We start from the raw sequence: 14,862 nt of genomic DNA, 5'->3' as shown, positions 1-14,862 counted from the left end.
AACCAATAACCTGACGTTGACCTATGGTTAAAGGAGAAATGGAATATGAAGAAATTTTCAAAGTCGTCAAAACTTGAAGGGGTCAGTTATGATGTACGCGGCCCTGTTTTAGAAGAAGCTGATCGGATGCAAGAAGAAGGCATCAGTATCTTAAAATTAAATACTGGGAATCCCGCGCCCTTTGGCTTTGAAGCCCCAAATGAAATCGTTAGAGATTTAATCATGAATGTGCGAGAGTCGGAAGGCTATTCTGATTCAAAAGGGATTTTCTCGGCCCGTAAAGCGATCGAGCAATATTATCAATTACAAAAATTTCCTGATGTGACCATCAATGATATTTACACAGGTAATGGTGTTTCCGAGCTGATCACGATGTGTATGCAAGGGTTATGTAACAATGGGGACGAAGTGCTCGTGCCGATGCCAGACTATCCTTTGTGGACTGCTTCGATCTCATTAGCTGGCGGAAAACCCGTCCATTATATTTGTGATGAACAAGCAGATTGGAATCCTGATATAGAGGATATCAAAGCCAAAGTAACCAGCAAGACGAAGGCCATCGTCATTATTAATCCAAATAATCCCACTGGCGCCGTTTATCCGAAAGAAGTTTTGCAACAAATCGTCGAGGTTGCTCGTGAGCATGACTTGATCATTTTCTCCGATGAGATCTATGACCGTTTAGTCATGGATGATTATGTCCATGTACCGATTGCTAAACTAGCACCAGATCGCTTCGTTGTGACGCTAGGCGGTTTGTCTAAGTCTCACCGAGTGGCAGGCTTCCGCGTTGGCTGGATGGTTCTCAGCGGGGATAAGTCCAATGTCAAAGACTATATCGAAGGCTTGAATATGTTGTCATCGATGCGGCTGTGTTCCAATGTTTTATCGCAACAAATCGTCCAGACTGCATTAGGCGGCTATCAAAGCTCCGATGAGCTGCTGCTGCCAGGTGGTCGAATCTATGAACAAAGAGAGTTTATCTACAAGGCAATCAATGATATTCCTGGATTGTCAGCAGTGAAACCGAAAGCAGCCTTTTATATTTTTCCTAAAATTGATATTCAGCGCTTTAACATTACCAATGATGAACAATTTGTTCTCGACTTTTTACATGAACACCATATTTTGTTGGTGCACGGCGGTGGGTTCAATTGGCAACAGCCCGATCATTTCCGTATCGTCTACCTTCCTAATATGGAAGATTTAAAAACGACTGCTGAAAAAATGACAGAATTCTTGGCAGCGTATCGCCAGAAGTAAGTACATGAAAAAGCACCGCTCCTTCAGCGATCGTGAGGGAGCGGTGCTTATGTTTTTATTCGGTAACTGGTTGACAAATTTTTTTGCTGACAATCATCCGATTGGTAAACTTATCCAGCATTTCAGCACTAGGATCGGTCACTTGAACGAGGACCGAATTTTCATATTCCCGTTCGATGATCCCTTGGTATTTTTTGCCTTCCCATGTAAAAAAGATCGTACTGTCGATCGTCATCTTAACACCTCATTTGAAATTGTGGAAAAATAACAAGACATTCTTGAAATTGCTTTCCTTTTTGTCATTATGTGCTAAAATAAAGAAAATTAAAAATGCGAATTCGCATTTTTGACAAGAAACGTTCGATTTTTTTAGAATTCCCCCTGGAGGACGATTATGAAAAAAAGAGATGAATCTTTTGGTCAAAATATCCGTTCAATTCGGTTGAAACGAAAGATGACCCAGAAGATGTTAGCGGAAGATATTTGTTCGCAAAGTGTGTTAAGTCGTATCGAAAACAACGAAGAGCTGCCCAATGTCTGGGTGATGTATCAAATTTGCCAACGCTTAGGCGTCACCTTAGATCAAGTAATGATGCTTCATTCGGAAGAGATCAACAAAACCAATCAAATCTTTGCCGAAATCGAATCACATTTTGTCCATAAACAATTTCAAGAAATGCGGGAAAAAATGGAAGACAAGGCGATCAAGGATTATCTGTATCTGGATTCAGATATGCAAATGTATTACTACTATCTAGGCAGCTGTGATTATTTCCTCGATCAAAACTATGATGCCGCCCTTGAGGCGCTGAAAAAAGGACTGGCCTATTCCTATCAACAGGATAAGACCAATGTTTCGGTGATGGAAATTCGTATCCTGAGCTGCATGGGTCGTGTCTATAGTGATTTGCTGCAACTGGGTGAGGCGCGTTTTTACTTAGAAAAAGCCTACGATGCCATGCATGCCTTGCCGCCAGAGCGACTGTCCACAGCGCTGACCAAAATTTATTACAACTATGCGGTCTTTTTAAAAGAGCAACAAGAAGACTGTCGCGCGCTAAAAGTAACCAACGAAGGCATTGCTCTAGCGAGAGAGAAAAATAGCTTATATTTTCTAGAAGAATTGTTTGAACTAAAAGGACAATTGCTTCAAAGACTAAAAGAAGAAAAAGCAGCTGAAAAAAGTTTTCAACTGTATCGTGCCGTCATGGATATTCGCCAATCTGACAAAGTGGTGTAGACCTTTCTTGACTTCTGCTGCAAATAAGAGTACTTTTAAGGAAGAAAAGAAATAGAGGAGCGATCAAGATGAATAAATATATTTACGCAGACAAATTCTTTCTGAAATCAGCGGTTCATGGCCCTGGTTACTTGGAGGTCAAGGAGGGAAAATTCGGCGCGATCGTCGATGAAGTCCCTGCTGGTGCAGACGTAGAAGATTATTCAGGCAAATGGGTAGCACCGGGTCTTGTGGATACTCATATCCACGGGTTTATGAACCATGATGTGATGGATAACGATGCAGAAGGCATCAAAGCCATGTCAGAAGGTCTTTTGTCTTGTGGTGTGACATCGTTCTTACCGACAACCTTAACATCTAGCAAAGAACGATTGCGGGATGTTGCTGAAACCGTTGGGAAAGTCAAAGACGAAGTTACAGGAGCGAAGATCCAAGGGATCTACTTTGAAGGACCGTTCTTTACTGAAGAACATAAAGGGGCACAAAATCCGATCTATTTTGGTGATCCTGATATTGATACCTTCCATGAATGGCAAGAAGCTTCTGGTGGAATTATCAAGAAAATCGCCTTGGCTCCTGAGCGCGAAGGTGTGAAGGAATTTGTTTCGCAAGTGACGGAAGAAGGCGTAGTGGTTGCACTAGGGCATAGTAACGGAACGTTACAAGAAGCGCAAACAGCAGTAGAAGCTGGTGCCAGTGTCTTTGTTCATGCCTTCAACGGAATGCGCGGATTAAACCATCGTGAACCTGGAATGGTTGGTGCCTTACTTTCATTAAAAGAAGTTTTTTCTGAGTTGATTTGTGATGGCCACCATGTACATCCTCAAGCAGCTGAGATTTTGATGGAAAAAGCTGGTCACGACCATGTGGCCTTGATCACCGACTGTATGATGGCTGGCGGTATGCCAGACGGTGATTACATTTTAGGTGAATTTCCAGTAGTTGTAAAAGATGGCACGGCTCGAATGGAAACAGGCAATCTTGCTGGCAGCATCTTGAAACTAAAAGAAGCCGTGAAAAATGTTGTAGAGTGGGGAATTGCTACTCCTCAAGAAGCGGTCATGATGGCCAGCTTGATCCCAGCGATCAGCTGCAAGATCGACCACGCTTGCGGTATGATCAAGCAAGGTCGTCCAGCTGACTTCATTGTTTTGGATCAAGAAATGAATTTAGCAGCCACTTATTTAGATGGTCTTTGCCGTTACCAAGCATAAAATGAAACAATCTGCTTCAAGAAACAAGAAGAGAGCTTCTCTTGATCTGTTTTTTGAGCAGATTTTTTTGTTTTCAGTTATGATGATAGAAAACGGTATTCTTAGAAGGGGAAGGTGGCAAATTGAAGACGATTTTAGTTACGGGTGCCAACGCTGGCATGGGCTTTGCAACAGCCAAACAATTGGCAGAATTGGGGATGCATGTGATTTTGTATTGCCGTTCTGCCGAACGAGGGCAAGCAGCACAGCAACGTTTGAAGGAAGAGACAGGCAATCCAAGCATCGATCTAGTGATCGGTGATTTGGGGTCGTTGGCTAGCGTATGCAAGTCAGCCGCTGAAATCAACGCCCGCTTTGAGAAATTGGATGTACTGATCAATAATGCGGGCATCGTCAATTTAAAAAAAGAGCGAACAGCCGATGGATTTGAACAAATGCTGGGCGTAAACTACGTGGGGCATTTTGAACTGACCCGTCAGTTATTGCCGTTAATAAAACGTGCGGATGCTGGTAGGATCGTTAATGTTGCTTCTGGTGCTTACAAATTTGTAAAGAAAAAGGATCAGCGCTTTTTCGATGTGGCGAATTTTTTGCCTTGGCGGGAATATGGCCGCTCAAAAAAAGCCCTGATTTTATTTACAGATGCGCTTGCGTTTCAACTGCGCAATACGACCGTTACTGCCAATGCATTGCATCCAGGAGCTGTGGCGACGAGCTTAGGGGTCAGCCGACAGACAGGATTTGGTCAATCTGTCTACAAAATGCTCACGCCTTTTTTCAAAACACCTGAGGAAGGGTCTGATACAGCGATATATTTGGCACTAAGCCCCGAGGTGGCTGGCATTAGCGGGCGCTACTTTGTCGATCGTCAGGCAGTGCCGACGGAGATCCTTGATGAGCGGCAGCAAGCGCAAAAACTTTGGGAAGAAACCCAGCGAAGAATTGCCGACCAAGCACAATGATTGGTTTTTGTTCTTTGTCAATCAAATTAGATGGAAGTGTAAAATCGATTCTGGGACAGAATGAGCATCATTTTGTCTCAGATTTTTTAATTTGATAAAATAAGCTGCTTTTTTGCTGTTTCTTTCGCAGGAATAAGTATGATACACTATTAAGCGAGAAAGCGCATGCGGCGCTGGAATTCTTGGAGGAACATAATGAGTTATATCGAAGTTGTGAAAGAAGTGAAGAAATACACAATGGGCGACACGGTTATTGCTGCTAATGATGGTGTTTCGTTTTCCGTAGAAAAAGGAGAGATCGCACTTATCCTTGGTCCAAGTGGCGCTGGTAAGTCCACCGTTTTGAACATATTAGGCGGAATGGATCAATGTGATAGTGGCAAAGTGATCGTTGATGGAACAGATATTGCTGGCTTTGATGCCAAACAATTGACGACCTATCGCCGCAAAGATGTCGGTTTTGTCTTTCAGTTTTATAATTTGGTCCCTAATTTGACAGCCAGAGAAAACGTTGAACTCTCAGCACAAATCGTGCCAGAGGCACTTGATGCAGCTGAGATCTTGACCCAAGTTGGGCTTGGTGATCGCTTGGATCACTTTCCAGCGCAATTGTCTGGTGGCGAGCAGCAGCGAGTCACGATCGCTCGTGCTATTGCGAAGAAGCCCAAATTGCTGCTTTGTGATGAACCAACTGGGGCACTTGACTATGAAACGGGGAAACAGATTCTAGCAATTCTAGAAAAAACGGCTCGCGAGACTGGGACGACCGTTTTGATCATTACACATAACAGCGCATTGGCTCCCATGGCTGATCGTGTGATCCATATCAATGATGCAAAGGTCCGCAAGATGGAAAAAAATACTCATCCGATTCCAATTGCCTCTATTTCTTGGTAAATGCCTATGAAAAAAACATTATTACGTTCCAGTTTACGTGAAATCAGGCAAGCACCCGGGCGGTTTTTGTCCATATTAGGCATTATCTTTTTAGGGGTCGCTTTTTTTGTGGGGATCAGTGCAACTGGTCCGAATATGGAACAAGCAGCTGAAGATTATTTTGCTCGCCAGAAATTAGCTGACTTTACGATTGCGTCAACTTTAGGGTTGTCGACTGCCGATCGGGAAATCATTGAAGAAATGCCTGGTGTCACGTCTGTTGAAGCAGAGCAGATCGCCGATATCAATGCCGAAAATCACCGTGCCGTGATCCGTGTCTTTTCCCTTTCGAAGGAGCGGCAAGTCAATCAATATCAGGTGACTTCTGGTCGATTGCCGCAAAAGTCAGGGGAAATTGCTTTGGATCAAGCGGCACAAAGCAGCGGTGGGTTTGCACTAGATGAAACTTTTGAACTGCCAGAAAGCGGTGAAAACCAGCTAGAAACGCACACTTACACGATCGTTGGCTTTGTCAATAGTCCCGAATTTATTGAGAATTTTCATCGAGGCAATAGTACCGTTGGGAATGGGACGGTCGATTACTTTGCAGTAATTCCAGAAGAAGATTTTAAAGAAACTGCGTATGCTAGATTGTTAGTTCGTTTTGATGAGCTATCGCAAGTGGCTAGCTATTCAGAAGCATATCAGACAAAAAGGGATCAAGTAAGTGATGAAGTAGAAGAACGGTTGGCTCCGCGGGCACAAGGACGGCGGCAAGAGTTGATCGATGAAGCGCAACCAGCCATTGATGAGGCCAAAGAACAGATCCGTGATGGCGAAGAAGCATTGCAGCAAGCGCAAGCGGAACTTGACGACGCAACAGAGAAATTGGCGCAGGCGCATCAGGAGTTGACGGAACAAGAAGCAGCTTTTCAGACAGAGATTCAAACTGCCCAAGAGCAATTGAATGGAGAAGCGCAAAAATTAGCTGAGGGGAAACAGGCATTGATCGAAAATCAACGCCTGCTAGATCAAAATGAACAAGCATTGATTCAGCAAGAAGCCCAAGTACAGTCAGCCCAAGCTCAGTTGGCACCCGTTTTGGCACAAAGACCTGAACTACAAAAGGGCATCCAGCAGGTAGAGGAGCAACTGGCGCTGGCATACCAAGGCATGGATCAAATCAGAAGTGTGGGTCAACTTTCTGCAGAGGAGCAAATGGCCCAGCTGCCTACCGTCTATGCACAAGTAACCGCCGCTCTGGCACAGTTGAACCTGCCGACAGATATCCTTGGTCCGATTCCTGATCTGGAGGAAATCGATGAAACGATGATTGCTACTATGCTGACGGCAGCTGAAGATACATTGCGTCCACTCATTGCCGAAGGTGAGCAACAACGTGCGCAATTACTTGGGCAAATGGCTGCGATCAATGACCAAGAAGCGCAACTTCAGCAGGCACAACAGCAAGTCAATGCTGGCTGGAGCCAAATCAGAGCTGGGCGCCAAGAATTGGCACAAGCGCAGACCCAGATCACCCAAGGAGAGACGCAGCTGAGCGACGCTCGTGAGACCTTAGCTTCTGAAAAAGCCAAGGGTCAGTCTTTATTAGCTGCTGGTTGGCAAGAATATCGAGAAAACGAAGCAACCCTTCAAGAAAAGCTTGACGAATTTAAAGAAAAAGCACCAAAAGAACGCGAAAAACTTGAAGATGCCAAAAAAGAAGTTGCTGAAAAAGAGCAGGAATTGTTGGATCTAAAACCGGCAGTTTATCGTGTCGCAAACCGCGATGCGAATCCTGGTTATTCAGAGTACCAAGACAATGCGGAACGGGTTTCTTCGTTAGCGACGATTTTCCCAGTTATCTTCTTTTTGATTGCAGCGTTAGTCAGTCTAACCACCATGACGCGGATGATCGATGAAAAACGCAGTGAGATTGGTACATTGAAAGCATTAGGCTATCGTAACTGGGAGATTGGACAGAAATTTTTGCTTTATTCCTCTGCAGCAGGCATCACAGGTGCTGTATTGGGTCTAGCAGTCGGCTTTTCCTTTTTTCCAGCAATCATCATTCAAGCTTATGGACCGCTTTACAATCTCACGGAGTATGACACCCCATGGTATTTGCGGCTTTCATTGATTGCTGTGGGAGTCAGCTTGCTTTGCACCATCGGTATCGCGCTGCTGGTTTTACGTTTTGATTTAAGACAGTCATCGGCTTCATTGTTACGACCAAAAGCACCTAAAACAGGAAAACGAATTCTCTTAGAAAGAATCACCGTTATATGGCGGCACTTAAGTTTTATTCAAAAAGTTACAATGCGAAACCTGTTTCGCTACAAGTCCAGAATGCTCATGACCATCTTAGGGATCGCGGGATGTACCTCCATGATCTTGACTGGATTTGGCCTAAGAGATTCCATCAGCAATATCATTCCTTTACAGTTTGAGAAAATCTGGCAGTATCAGGCGGTGATCACCTTTGATGATGAGGATTCTGAAGCAATGAGTGAAACAAAAGCCGCCTCAGAAGATATTGAAGGCTTTGAAGCAGGGTTATTCTTGCATACGGAAAGTCTGACGTTGGCTCAATCGGGGGTCACGCAGCAAGAAGTAACCGTCACCGTGCCAGAAGATCCTGCGGCTTTATCGAGATTTGTCCACTTGAATGATCGGGTTTCAGGAGAAGCTTACGAGCTAGAAGGAGAGGGCGCCATCATCAATGAAAAGCTTGCTAAGTTGTTTGGATTATCGGTGGGTGATACGATAACGTTGACGAATGAAAGCGGCGAAGCATTTGAACTGAATGTGGCTGCAATCGCAGAAAACTACACAGGGCATTTTGCTTATTTGACCCCAGAAGCGTATCAAAAGATCTTTGAGGCCGCCCCTTCTTACAACAGTGAGTTATTGAAATTCAGTCAGCGTTTGACGAAATCGGAGGAAGAAGCGATCGCGGCTGATTTGATGGCACAAGACAATGTCATCAATGTTTCCTTCCTCTCAGCTTCAGCGGATGCCTTAGATGACACGACCGCAACCTTGAACATCGTCATCTGGATCTTGATCTCGTCTGCGGGGGCATTAGCCTTTATCGTGTTGTACAACTTGAACAACATCAATATAGCGGAACGCATTCGCGAGTTGTCGACCATCAAAGTATTGGGCTTTTATGATCGAGAAGTGACCATGTACGTCTTTCGTGAAAATATCTTTCTGACGATCTTCGGCATTGCATTTGGTTTATTATTAGGGGTGCTTCAGCATCAATTTGTCTTACAGACCATCGAAGTCGATATCGCCATGTTTTCACCGACAGTCGAACCAATGAGCTATGTGTATGCCGCTGGATTGACCTGCTTATTTTCAAGCGTGGTAGGGATCGCAATGTATTTCAAACTGAAACATGTCAATATGATCGATGCACTGAAAGCCAATGAGTAACAAAAACAGCCTTTTCTCAGAATGATTCTGGAAAAAGGCTGTTTTTATTTTTCTTGTTTTTCTTGTTCGGAAATCTCGCCTTGGACTTCTTCTAGCATGGCTTTTAGTTCAAGCTCTTTTTGCCTCAGCACCACCAGATCTTCTTGGATTTCATCCTTTTTCTCTTCCTCAGGTGGTCGAATGACGAAATTGATCGATAGGGCAACTAACGTGCCGATAAAGGTGTCCAATACACGGTCTAAGGCGAAGATGATCGATTCCCCTTGAGGGACACTGGAAGTGATCAAAAGCATCGTCGCAATAGCAGAGATAATGCCAGAATTGTTATTGATGCCATCTGAAAAAACGATGACAAAAATGACTAGCGCTGGCAAGACAAACAATTCGATCAGAAAGTCATTTTGAAAATATTGCTTCGTCAAAAAGTAAAAAATGGCTGTACCACCACCGATCGTATTTCCTAATACCCGTGACTTACCAAAAGAGATCGTTGTGGTCAGGTCTTGTCGCAAAGAAAAGACAGCCGACAAGGCAGCAATCAATGGTTGGCCACGATCAAGAAAATGAAAGAGCAGAATACAAAGCATGACAGCGATGGCTGTTTTTATCGTTCGCATACCTAAGCGAAAACGCCCCAGTTTCATGGTCAAATGCCCCCTTTACTTAATCATACCCAAAGCAGTTGAGAAATTCTAGTCTTATTCCTCACAATTTAGTATACTTTTCACAGGAGGTGACAAAAATGAAAATCGGAATGAGGACCGTGAAAACGGCGATTGCTGCTGGTTTATCAATGTTTCTGGCACAACAGATCGGTCTTTTGTATGCGCCAGCCGCAGGGATCATCGCCATTTTAAGCGTCGGTAATACAAAGAAAACGTCACTTTTTACGGGAATCGGGCGTTTGATCTCTTTGGCGATCGCAACGCTCTTAGCTTTTGTCAGCTTCCATTTATTAGGCTTTGGGTCGATAGGATTTGTTCTTTTTCTCTTTCTCTTTATCCCAACCGCTGTCTATTTCAATTTGACCGATGGGATCGTCGTCAATTCTGTCTTGGTGACCCATTATATGATGGAACGTTCGTTTGCTTGGCCACTGATTGGGAATGCTTTTTTATTGATGAGTATTGGCATTGGCTTTGCACTTTTGTTCAATTTATATATGCCAGATGACGAACGAGCATTGAAAGAAAGACAGCAATTAGTGGAAGAAACGTTTAAAAGTCTTTTAAAAGACATGTCGATTGCGTTAACTGAAAAAGAAAAGGCGACGCTTCCCCAGGTCTGCCAAACGCTTTTGGGGGATATCAAGCAAGGCAAACAACAAGCAATGGTGCATAGTGAAAATCAATGGCGAGGAGAAGCCTCCTATTATGAAGAGTACTTTACCATGCGCCAAAGTCAAGCACGCTTACTCTTAGAAATGGTTGACTTATTGCAGTTGTTTTGGGTAGAAGAAGCCTATACAAATGCGTTTCAAGAGTTGCTATCCTTTACTGCCGAGTCCTTTCACGAAAATAACGATGGGAAAGAGATCTTGGCAAAAATTGCTGCGCTTTATGAAGATTATCGACAAAAGCCATTGCCCCAAACAAGAGCAGAGTTTGAAAATCGCGCTCAGCTGTTTCAGTTTCTGCAAACCTTTAAAAGTTTTATTGAAATCAAAGCCGACTTTTCTGATCAAATGCAAACAATGGCACGCTAAAAAAGACTCCCAAAAAGGCAGCTGTAATATACCAATATAGGAAGCAGAACTTGAGCGCTTCATTGGCGGTAATATCCCGACAAGAGCATAGCAATGCGAAGAATCTACCTGCTCTTTTCGGTGCTTCTACAACCATCTTGCTAACAACATGGTTGAGAAGAGCAGGCATCAATTCGCCCCGTTCAGAATACTGCTTATACTTAGAGATAAATTCCTTCACCTGTATAGTCTGTTATTCCTGTTGATCTATTTCTTTTTCCAGCCTTGTAATCAGTTTTAGACATTCTTTTTGTTGAGTATCATACCCATTCGATAGCTGTAGGAAAAGTTTCTCAGTCAGCGAGCTAGTCACATGGTTTTCATACACCCATTGGAAAAGTAGCTACAATTTTTCGTTCAGCTTTATCGTGTGGTCACCCCAAAAGTTTGACTTTTATGGATTGAAGAAATTTGGAGTTGTCAATAAAAACTTGACACTTAGTTAAGAGAGTAAGTGGAATTTTTTTCAAAGACATTAGGAAATTGATAGCTCGGAGCAGAGTGGTTGAATTTTGTGTTTAGTAAGTTTCAAACTATTTAGATATCTCCATTTGAGCCTGATCAAATCCTCTAAATTGAGCGTCATTGATCAGCTCTCTTTTTTTCTTATAGACATCAATAAAAACAGATACATAAAGCGTTTCTTCCTTCAGAGGGATTTAGGTAATGTCCCCTAGCCAAATTTTATTTTTTACTGTTGACTTGATGCTGTTGGATAGCCACTTCCATTGCATGTTCTTCTTCCAATTCCATGTAATTAGATAGGATAACTCCCGAAGATCGGTTCCTCTTACAGATAAACATATTGATGGCGGGAGTTTCGTATGGTATAATTTTTTTAGTGACCACGTGGTCACTAAAATTTCGAAAACAAATGACCATGTGGTCACTGAACGGAGGACCTTATGCCTAAAAAGTTGTTTCATGAACTGCATGAAGATAAAAAGAAAAGAATCATTTCTGTTAGTATTTCAGAATTTGCAAAATACGGGTATGCAGATAGTTCCACCAACCGTATTGTAAAGGCCTCTGAAATTAGTAAAGGAAGTTTGTTTAAATACTTTGAAAACAAAGAAGATTTGTATTTTTATTTGCTTGATTTTGTCACAGGTGAGCTGAACGCAAACCTATATCAAAAATTAGGCACCCTTTCAACTAACTTGTTTGAGCGTATAATTCAATACTCGGAATTGGAATTTTTATGGTATATCCAAAACCCAGAAAAATATAAGCTTATTATCAAAGCATTTAGCAAAAATGATACAGAAATTTATCGAAAGGTTGAAGCAAGATTTAATTATGCTGGTCAGAATGTTTATTATAGCGTATTAGAAAACGTTGATACGAAATCGTTGAATTGGGATAAAAGAAAAGTTCTTGATGTGCTTAAATGGTTTTTACAAGGTTTTAATGCCGACTTTATCGAAAGAATAGAAGTGCAAAACGGAAATAAATCCGAAATTAACCAAATTAGGAATGAGTATGTAACCCACCTTACCGACTATATAGATATACTTAAAAAGGGGATTATAGACTAGAAGGAGTTGAAGATCTTGTTTTATGGTGCCAAAGGAAGTTCAGTAACTATCAATGGATCAAAAATGGATTATGTAGAATTTGGACTGGGGAAATCTCCATTGATAATTTTGCCTGGGTTATCAGATGGATTAAAAACTGTAGAGGGGCAAGCAATCAAATTGGCGTATTACTTTAGGGCTTTTTTGAACGATTTTAAGGTGTATGTGTTTAGTAGAAAAACAAATATTGAAAATGGGTACACCACCAGGGAGATGGCAAAAGACCTTAAAGCAGCACTTGACCAACTTGGAATAAAAAGTGCTTGCCTAATGGGTATATCACAGGGTGGTATGATAGCCCAGCACTTTGCTATCGACTATCCTATGATGGTAAAAAAGCTTATTCTTGCTGTCACCACTTCCCGTGCAAACGAAACTCTTCATCAAGCTGTCAATGAATGGTTGAATTACGCGGAAAATAATGATTATAAATCACTGATGATTGATACAATGGAGAAAACATACTCATCCCAAAAACTGAAAACATATCGGCTGATGTATCCACTTCTATGTAGAGTTGGAAAGCCGAAAAGCTTTGAGAGGTTCATACTTCAGGCAAAAGCTGTATTGGCACACGATACTTTCAGTAAACTTGAAAACATAATTTGTCCTACCTTCATAATTGGCGGTGATAGCGATAAAATAGTTGGATCAAATTCTTCAGCGGAGATGGCTGATAAAATCCCAAACGGTCGTTTGCTTCTCTATAAAGGGCTGGGACACGCGAGCTATGAAGAAGGCAAAGATTTCAATAAACATGTTAAAGATTTTCTTTTAAGTTAGTTCGAAGCCTCACATATGCAGATTAGTAAAAGCAGGAATTGTCTTTATGCTAAATTCAAACAATAGCCGCGAACGCACTGTAAAATAGCTATATATATGCAATTCGAACGCTACATTTTACCGCGTTAGCTGCCTACAGTGAACGGTTCCGATTTTGGAAAAGAAATACCTTTTTCCCAACTGCCTAGATCAGATGACGTAGGCACAAAGGTCCACATCAGCATACACCTGCTAAAAATCTTTACTGTCTTTGATTTCAAAATTGGCGTGCAAAATAAAGAACTAGCTGACACGCAAAGCCAGCTAACTGAACACCATCGGAATAGTTAACCTTCTCAAATCTTACTTAAAATGGACAGGAAAATTGCCGAAGTCACTTTAAGATCGTACACACGGTAATCTTCCACAGATACGGTGTAAAGTAATGGGCAGTTACGATTTAAAGAATTGGTGCTATTATCAGCTTTTTTACAGCCTATAGGTAGTGTTAAATCTTCTTCTGACCGTATTTTCTTCTGCGTGAATTTTCGCCAAAACTGTGGTGGTTTGGAACAGAAAAAAGGTAGCAACGGAATTTCGCTTCCGTTGCTACCTTTTCTTTTGACAATCCTATTGGTGAATGATTAGGTATTATGTGTTTTGATTCCTGTTATATCTGGCATCAGCGTAAAGGAGTCTTTTTCATTTTACTGCTGTTCCCAAAAAGCTTGCATTTGATCAAGAACGTCAATGACATCGGTGGTCAAATGGATCGATCCCTCGATCTCGCCATCGATGGCTTTGATCATATTGGCAATTTCATAATTAAGGGCTTGACTGCTGTCGCCAGCTTCAATCACTTCATTTGTTCCATCTCGGAAATGGATCACGGCTTTGTCCGCACGAGGGTATTCGTCTACGGTAATGTATCCTTCTTCGAAAGCGACGATACCGGTTTTAGGCATTTTCGCTTGAAAAGTCAGCGTGACACTAGCCATTTCATCGGCTGGATTTTGTAGGATCGTGACTGATTGTTCATCCACACCTGTAGAGAAGGGCTTCATGCTGCTAAACGTCACTTCTGGTGTATCCGTCATGAAAAAGCGGGCAAATGAAACAGCATACGTACCGATATCCAATAAAGCACCGCCGCCTAAATCTGGATTGAAGAAACGATTGCTTGGGTCTGGATCTTTGTAGCTGCCAAATGGTGCTTGGATCATTTTTAATTTTCCTAAGCGTCCGGCATCGATCTCTTCTTTCAACCGAGCATAAACCGGCATATTGAAAATCGTCATTGCTTCTTCTAAGATTAGATTTTTTTCTTTGGCTAAGGCTAGTTCTTCCGCTAGCTCATCGGCACTGGTGGTGATGGCTTTTTCGCAGAGGACATGTTTTCCTGCCATCAGAGCTTTCATAATAAATTCATGATGAAGATCATTAGGTACTGCAATATAAACAATATCGATTTGCGGATCTTCTAACATGGCATCTGTGCTTTCATAGGCATGGGGAATAGAGTGTTTCTCAGCAAATGCTTGGACTTTAGGGAAACTCCGGGCACTGACCCCATATAGTTCACTTGCTTCATTAGAAAAGCCAGCAGCAAATTGCGTTGCGATATCTCCGAGGCCAATCATTCCCCAACGGTATTTTTTCATCATTGATCATCTCCTTCGTATTTAGTATAACAAAAGAAATCAATTCTTTAAAATAATCAAAAACAATCGCAAAAAGTTTCCATTACGGCTGACTTTCAGTAAAATATAGAAGAGGAGGG

At 42.2% G+C, this 14,862-nt stretch carries 12 protein-coding genes; 9 read left to right on the top strand and 3 right to left on the bottom strand.

Features of this window, described 5'->3' with window-relative positions:
• Nucleotides 1-45: 45 nt before the first annotated feature.
• A complete protein-coding gene (locus IGJ25_RS10725; protein ID WP_438779315.1) occupies nt 46-1,263 on the top strand; it encodes a pyridoxal phosphate-dependent aminotransferase in 1,218 nt (405 codons plus the stop codon).
• Between the two features lie 55 nt (nt 1,264-1,318).
• On the opposite strand, the gene IGJ25_RS10720 is transcribed toward IGJ25_RS10725, so the two are convergent.
• Nucleotides 1,319-1,498, bottom strand: coding sequence for a hypothetical protein (locus tag IGJ25_RS10720; protein WP_005229977.1), 180 nt, complete (start codon nt 1,496-1,498; stop codon nt 1,319-1,321).
• A gap of 159 nt (nt 1,499-1,657) precedes the next feature.
• On the opposite strand from IGJ25_RS10720, the gene IGJ25_RS10715 reads away from it, so the two are divergent.
• From IGJ25_RS10715 to IGJ25_RS10695, 5 genes are all read left to right on the top strand, one after another.
• The gene (locus tag IGJ25_RS10715) at nt 1,658-2,503 is read left to right on the top strand and encodes a helix-turn-helix domain-containing protein (protein ID WP_015509901.1); all 846 of its coding nucleotides are present in this window, start codon (nt 1,658-1,660) and stop codon (nt 2,501-2,503) included.
• Between the two features lie 68 nt (nt 2,504-2,571).
• Entirely contained in the window at nt 2,572-3,717 is a 1,146-nt protein-coding gene (gene nagA, locus IGJ25_RS10710; RefSeq protein WP_225001086.1) for an N-acetylglucosamine-6-phosphate deacetylase, read from the top strand.
• Nucleotides 3,718-3,839: 122 nt separating this feature from the next.
• A complete protein-coding gene (locus IGJ25_RS10705; protein WP_225001087.1) occupies nt 3,840-4,679 on the top strand; it encodes an SDR family oxidoreductase in 840 nt (279 codons plus the stop codon).
• Nucleotides 4,680-4,874: 195 nt separating this feature from the next.
• Nucleotides 4,875-5,576 (top strand): ABC transporter ATP-binding protein, encoded by a 702-nt coding sequence (locus tag IGJ25_RS10700; protein WP_015509898.1) that lies wholly within the window; start codon nt 4,875-4,877, stop codon nt 5,574-5,576.
• Entirely contained in the window at nt 5,577-8,999 is a 3,423-nt protein-coding gene (locus tag IGJ25_RS10695) for an FtsX-like permease family protein (RefSeq protein WP_318248579.1), read from the top strand.
• 44 nt (nt 9,000-9,043) lie between these two features.
• On the opposite strand, the gene IGJ25_RS10690 is transcribed toward IGJ25_RS10695, so the two are convergent.
• Complete coding sequence (locus IGJ25_RS10690; protein ID WP_005231932.1) at nt 9,044-9,643, bottom strand: FUSC family protein; 600 nt, start codon at nt 9,641-9,643, stop codon at nt 9,044-9,046.
• A gap of 98 nt (nt 9,644-9,741) precedes the next feature.
• Between IGJ25_RS10690 and IGJ25_RS10685 the strand changes: the two genes are divergently transcribed.
• The 3 genes from IGJ25_RS10685 to IGJ25_RS10675 all read left to right on the top strand — a co-directional run bounded on the left by IGJ25_RS10685 (nt 9,742) and on the right by IGJ25_RS10675 (nt 13,103).
• Nucleotides 9,742-10,704 carry an aromatic acid exporter family protein gene (locus tag IGJ25_RS10685; protein WP_225001089.1) on the top strand — a complete coding sequence of 321 codons (963 nt, stop codon included), beginning with the start codon at nt 9,742-9,744 and terminating at the stop codon, nt 10,702-10,704.
• 944 nt (nt 10,705-11,648) lie between these two features.
• Complete coding sequence (locus IGJ25_RS10680; RefSeq protein WP_074932683.1) at nt 11,649-12,281, top strand: TetR/AcrR family transcriptional regulator; 633 nt, start codon at nt 11,649-11,651, stop codon at nt 12,279-12,281.
• A 15-nt stretch (nt 12,282-12,296) separates the two neighbouring features.
• Entirely contained in the window at nt 12,297-13,103 is an 807-nt protein-coding gene (locus IGJ25_RS10675; RefSeq protein WP_225001090.1) for an alpha/beta fold hydrolase, read from the top strand.
• A 686-nt stretch (nt 13,104-13,789) separates the two neighbouring features.
• Here IGJ25_RS10675 and IGJ25_RS10670 read toward each other — a convergent pair.
• Nucleotides 13,790-14,746, bottom strand: a complete 957-nt coding sequence (locus tag IGJ25_RS10670) for a Gfo/Idh/MocA family protein (protein ID WP_005229991.1) — start codon at nt 14,744-14,746, stop codon at nt 13,790-13,792.
• Nucleotides 14,747-14,862 lie beyond the last annotated feature (116 nt).

Origin of the sequence: Enterococcus sp. DIV0240d, assembly GCF_051711245.1 — a bacterium.
Lineage (GTDB): Bacteria > Bacillota > Bacilli > Lactobacillales > Enterococcaceae > Enterococcus_D > Enterococcus_D casseliflavus.
This window is presented reverse-complemented; position numbering and strand designations above follow the sequence as displayed.

What these genes read in the sequence shown, in the direction of transcription:
- IGJ25_RS10725 (WP_438779315.1), top strand. Translation starts at nt 46, where the DNA reads ATGAAGAAATTTTCAAAGTCGTCAAAACTTGAAGGGGTCAGTTATGAT.
- IGJ25_RS10720 (WP_005229977.1), bottom strand. Translation starts at nt 1,498, where the DNA reads ATGACGATCGACAGTACGATCTTTTTTACATGGGAAGGCAAAAAATAC.
- IGJ25_RS10715 (WP_015509901.1), top strand. Translation starts at nt 1,658, where the DNA reads ATGAAAAAAAGAGATGAATCTTTTGGTCAAAATATCCGTTCAATTCGG.
- nagA (WP_225001086.1), top strand. Translation starts at nt 2,572, where the DNA reads ATGAATAAATATATTTACGCAGACAAATTCTTTCTGAAATCAGCGGTT.
- IGJ25_RS10700 (WP_015509898.1), top strand. Translation starts at nt 4,875, where the DNA reads ATGAGTTATATCGAAGTTGTGAAAGAAGTGAAGAAATACACAATGGGC.
- IGJ25_RS10695 (WP_318248579.1), top strand. Translation starts at nt 5,577, where the DNA reads ATGCCTATGAAAAAAACATTATTACGTTCCAGTTTACGTGAAATCAGG.
- IGJ25_RS10690 (WP_005231932.1), bottom strand. Translation starts at nt 9,643, where the DNA reads ATGAAACTGGGGCGTTTTCGCTTAGGTATGCGAACGATAAAAACAGCC.
- IGJ25_RS10685 (WP_225001089.1), top strand. Translation starts at nt 9,742, where the DNA reads ATGAAAATCGGAATGAGGACCGTGAAAACGGCGATTGCTGCTGGTTTA.
- IGJ25_RS10680 (WP_074932683.1), top strand. Translation starts at nt 11,649, where the DNA reads ATGCCTAAAAAGTTGTTTCATGAACTGCATGAAGATAAAAAGAAAAGA.
- IGJ25_RS10670 (WP_005229991.1), bottom strand. Translation starts at nt 14,746, where the DNA reads ATGATGAAAAAATACCGTTGGGGAATGATTGGCCTCGGAGATATCGCA.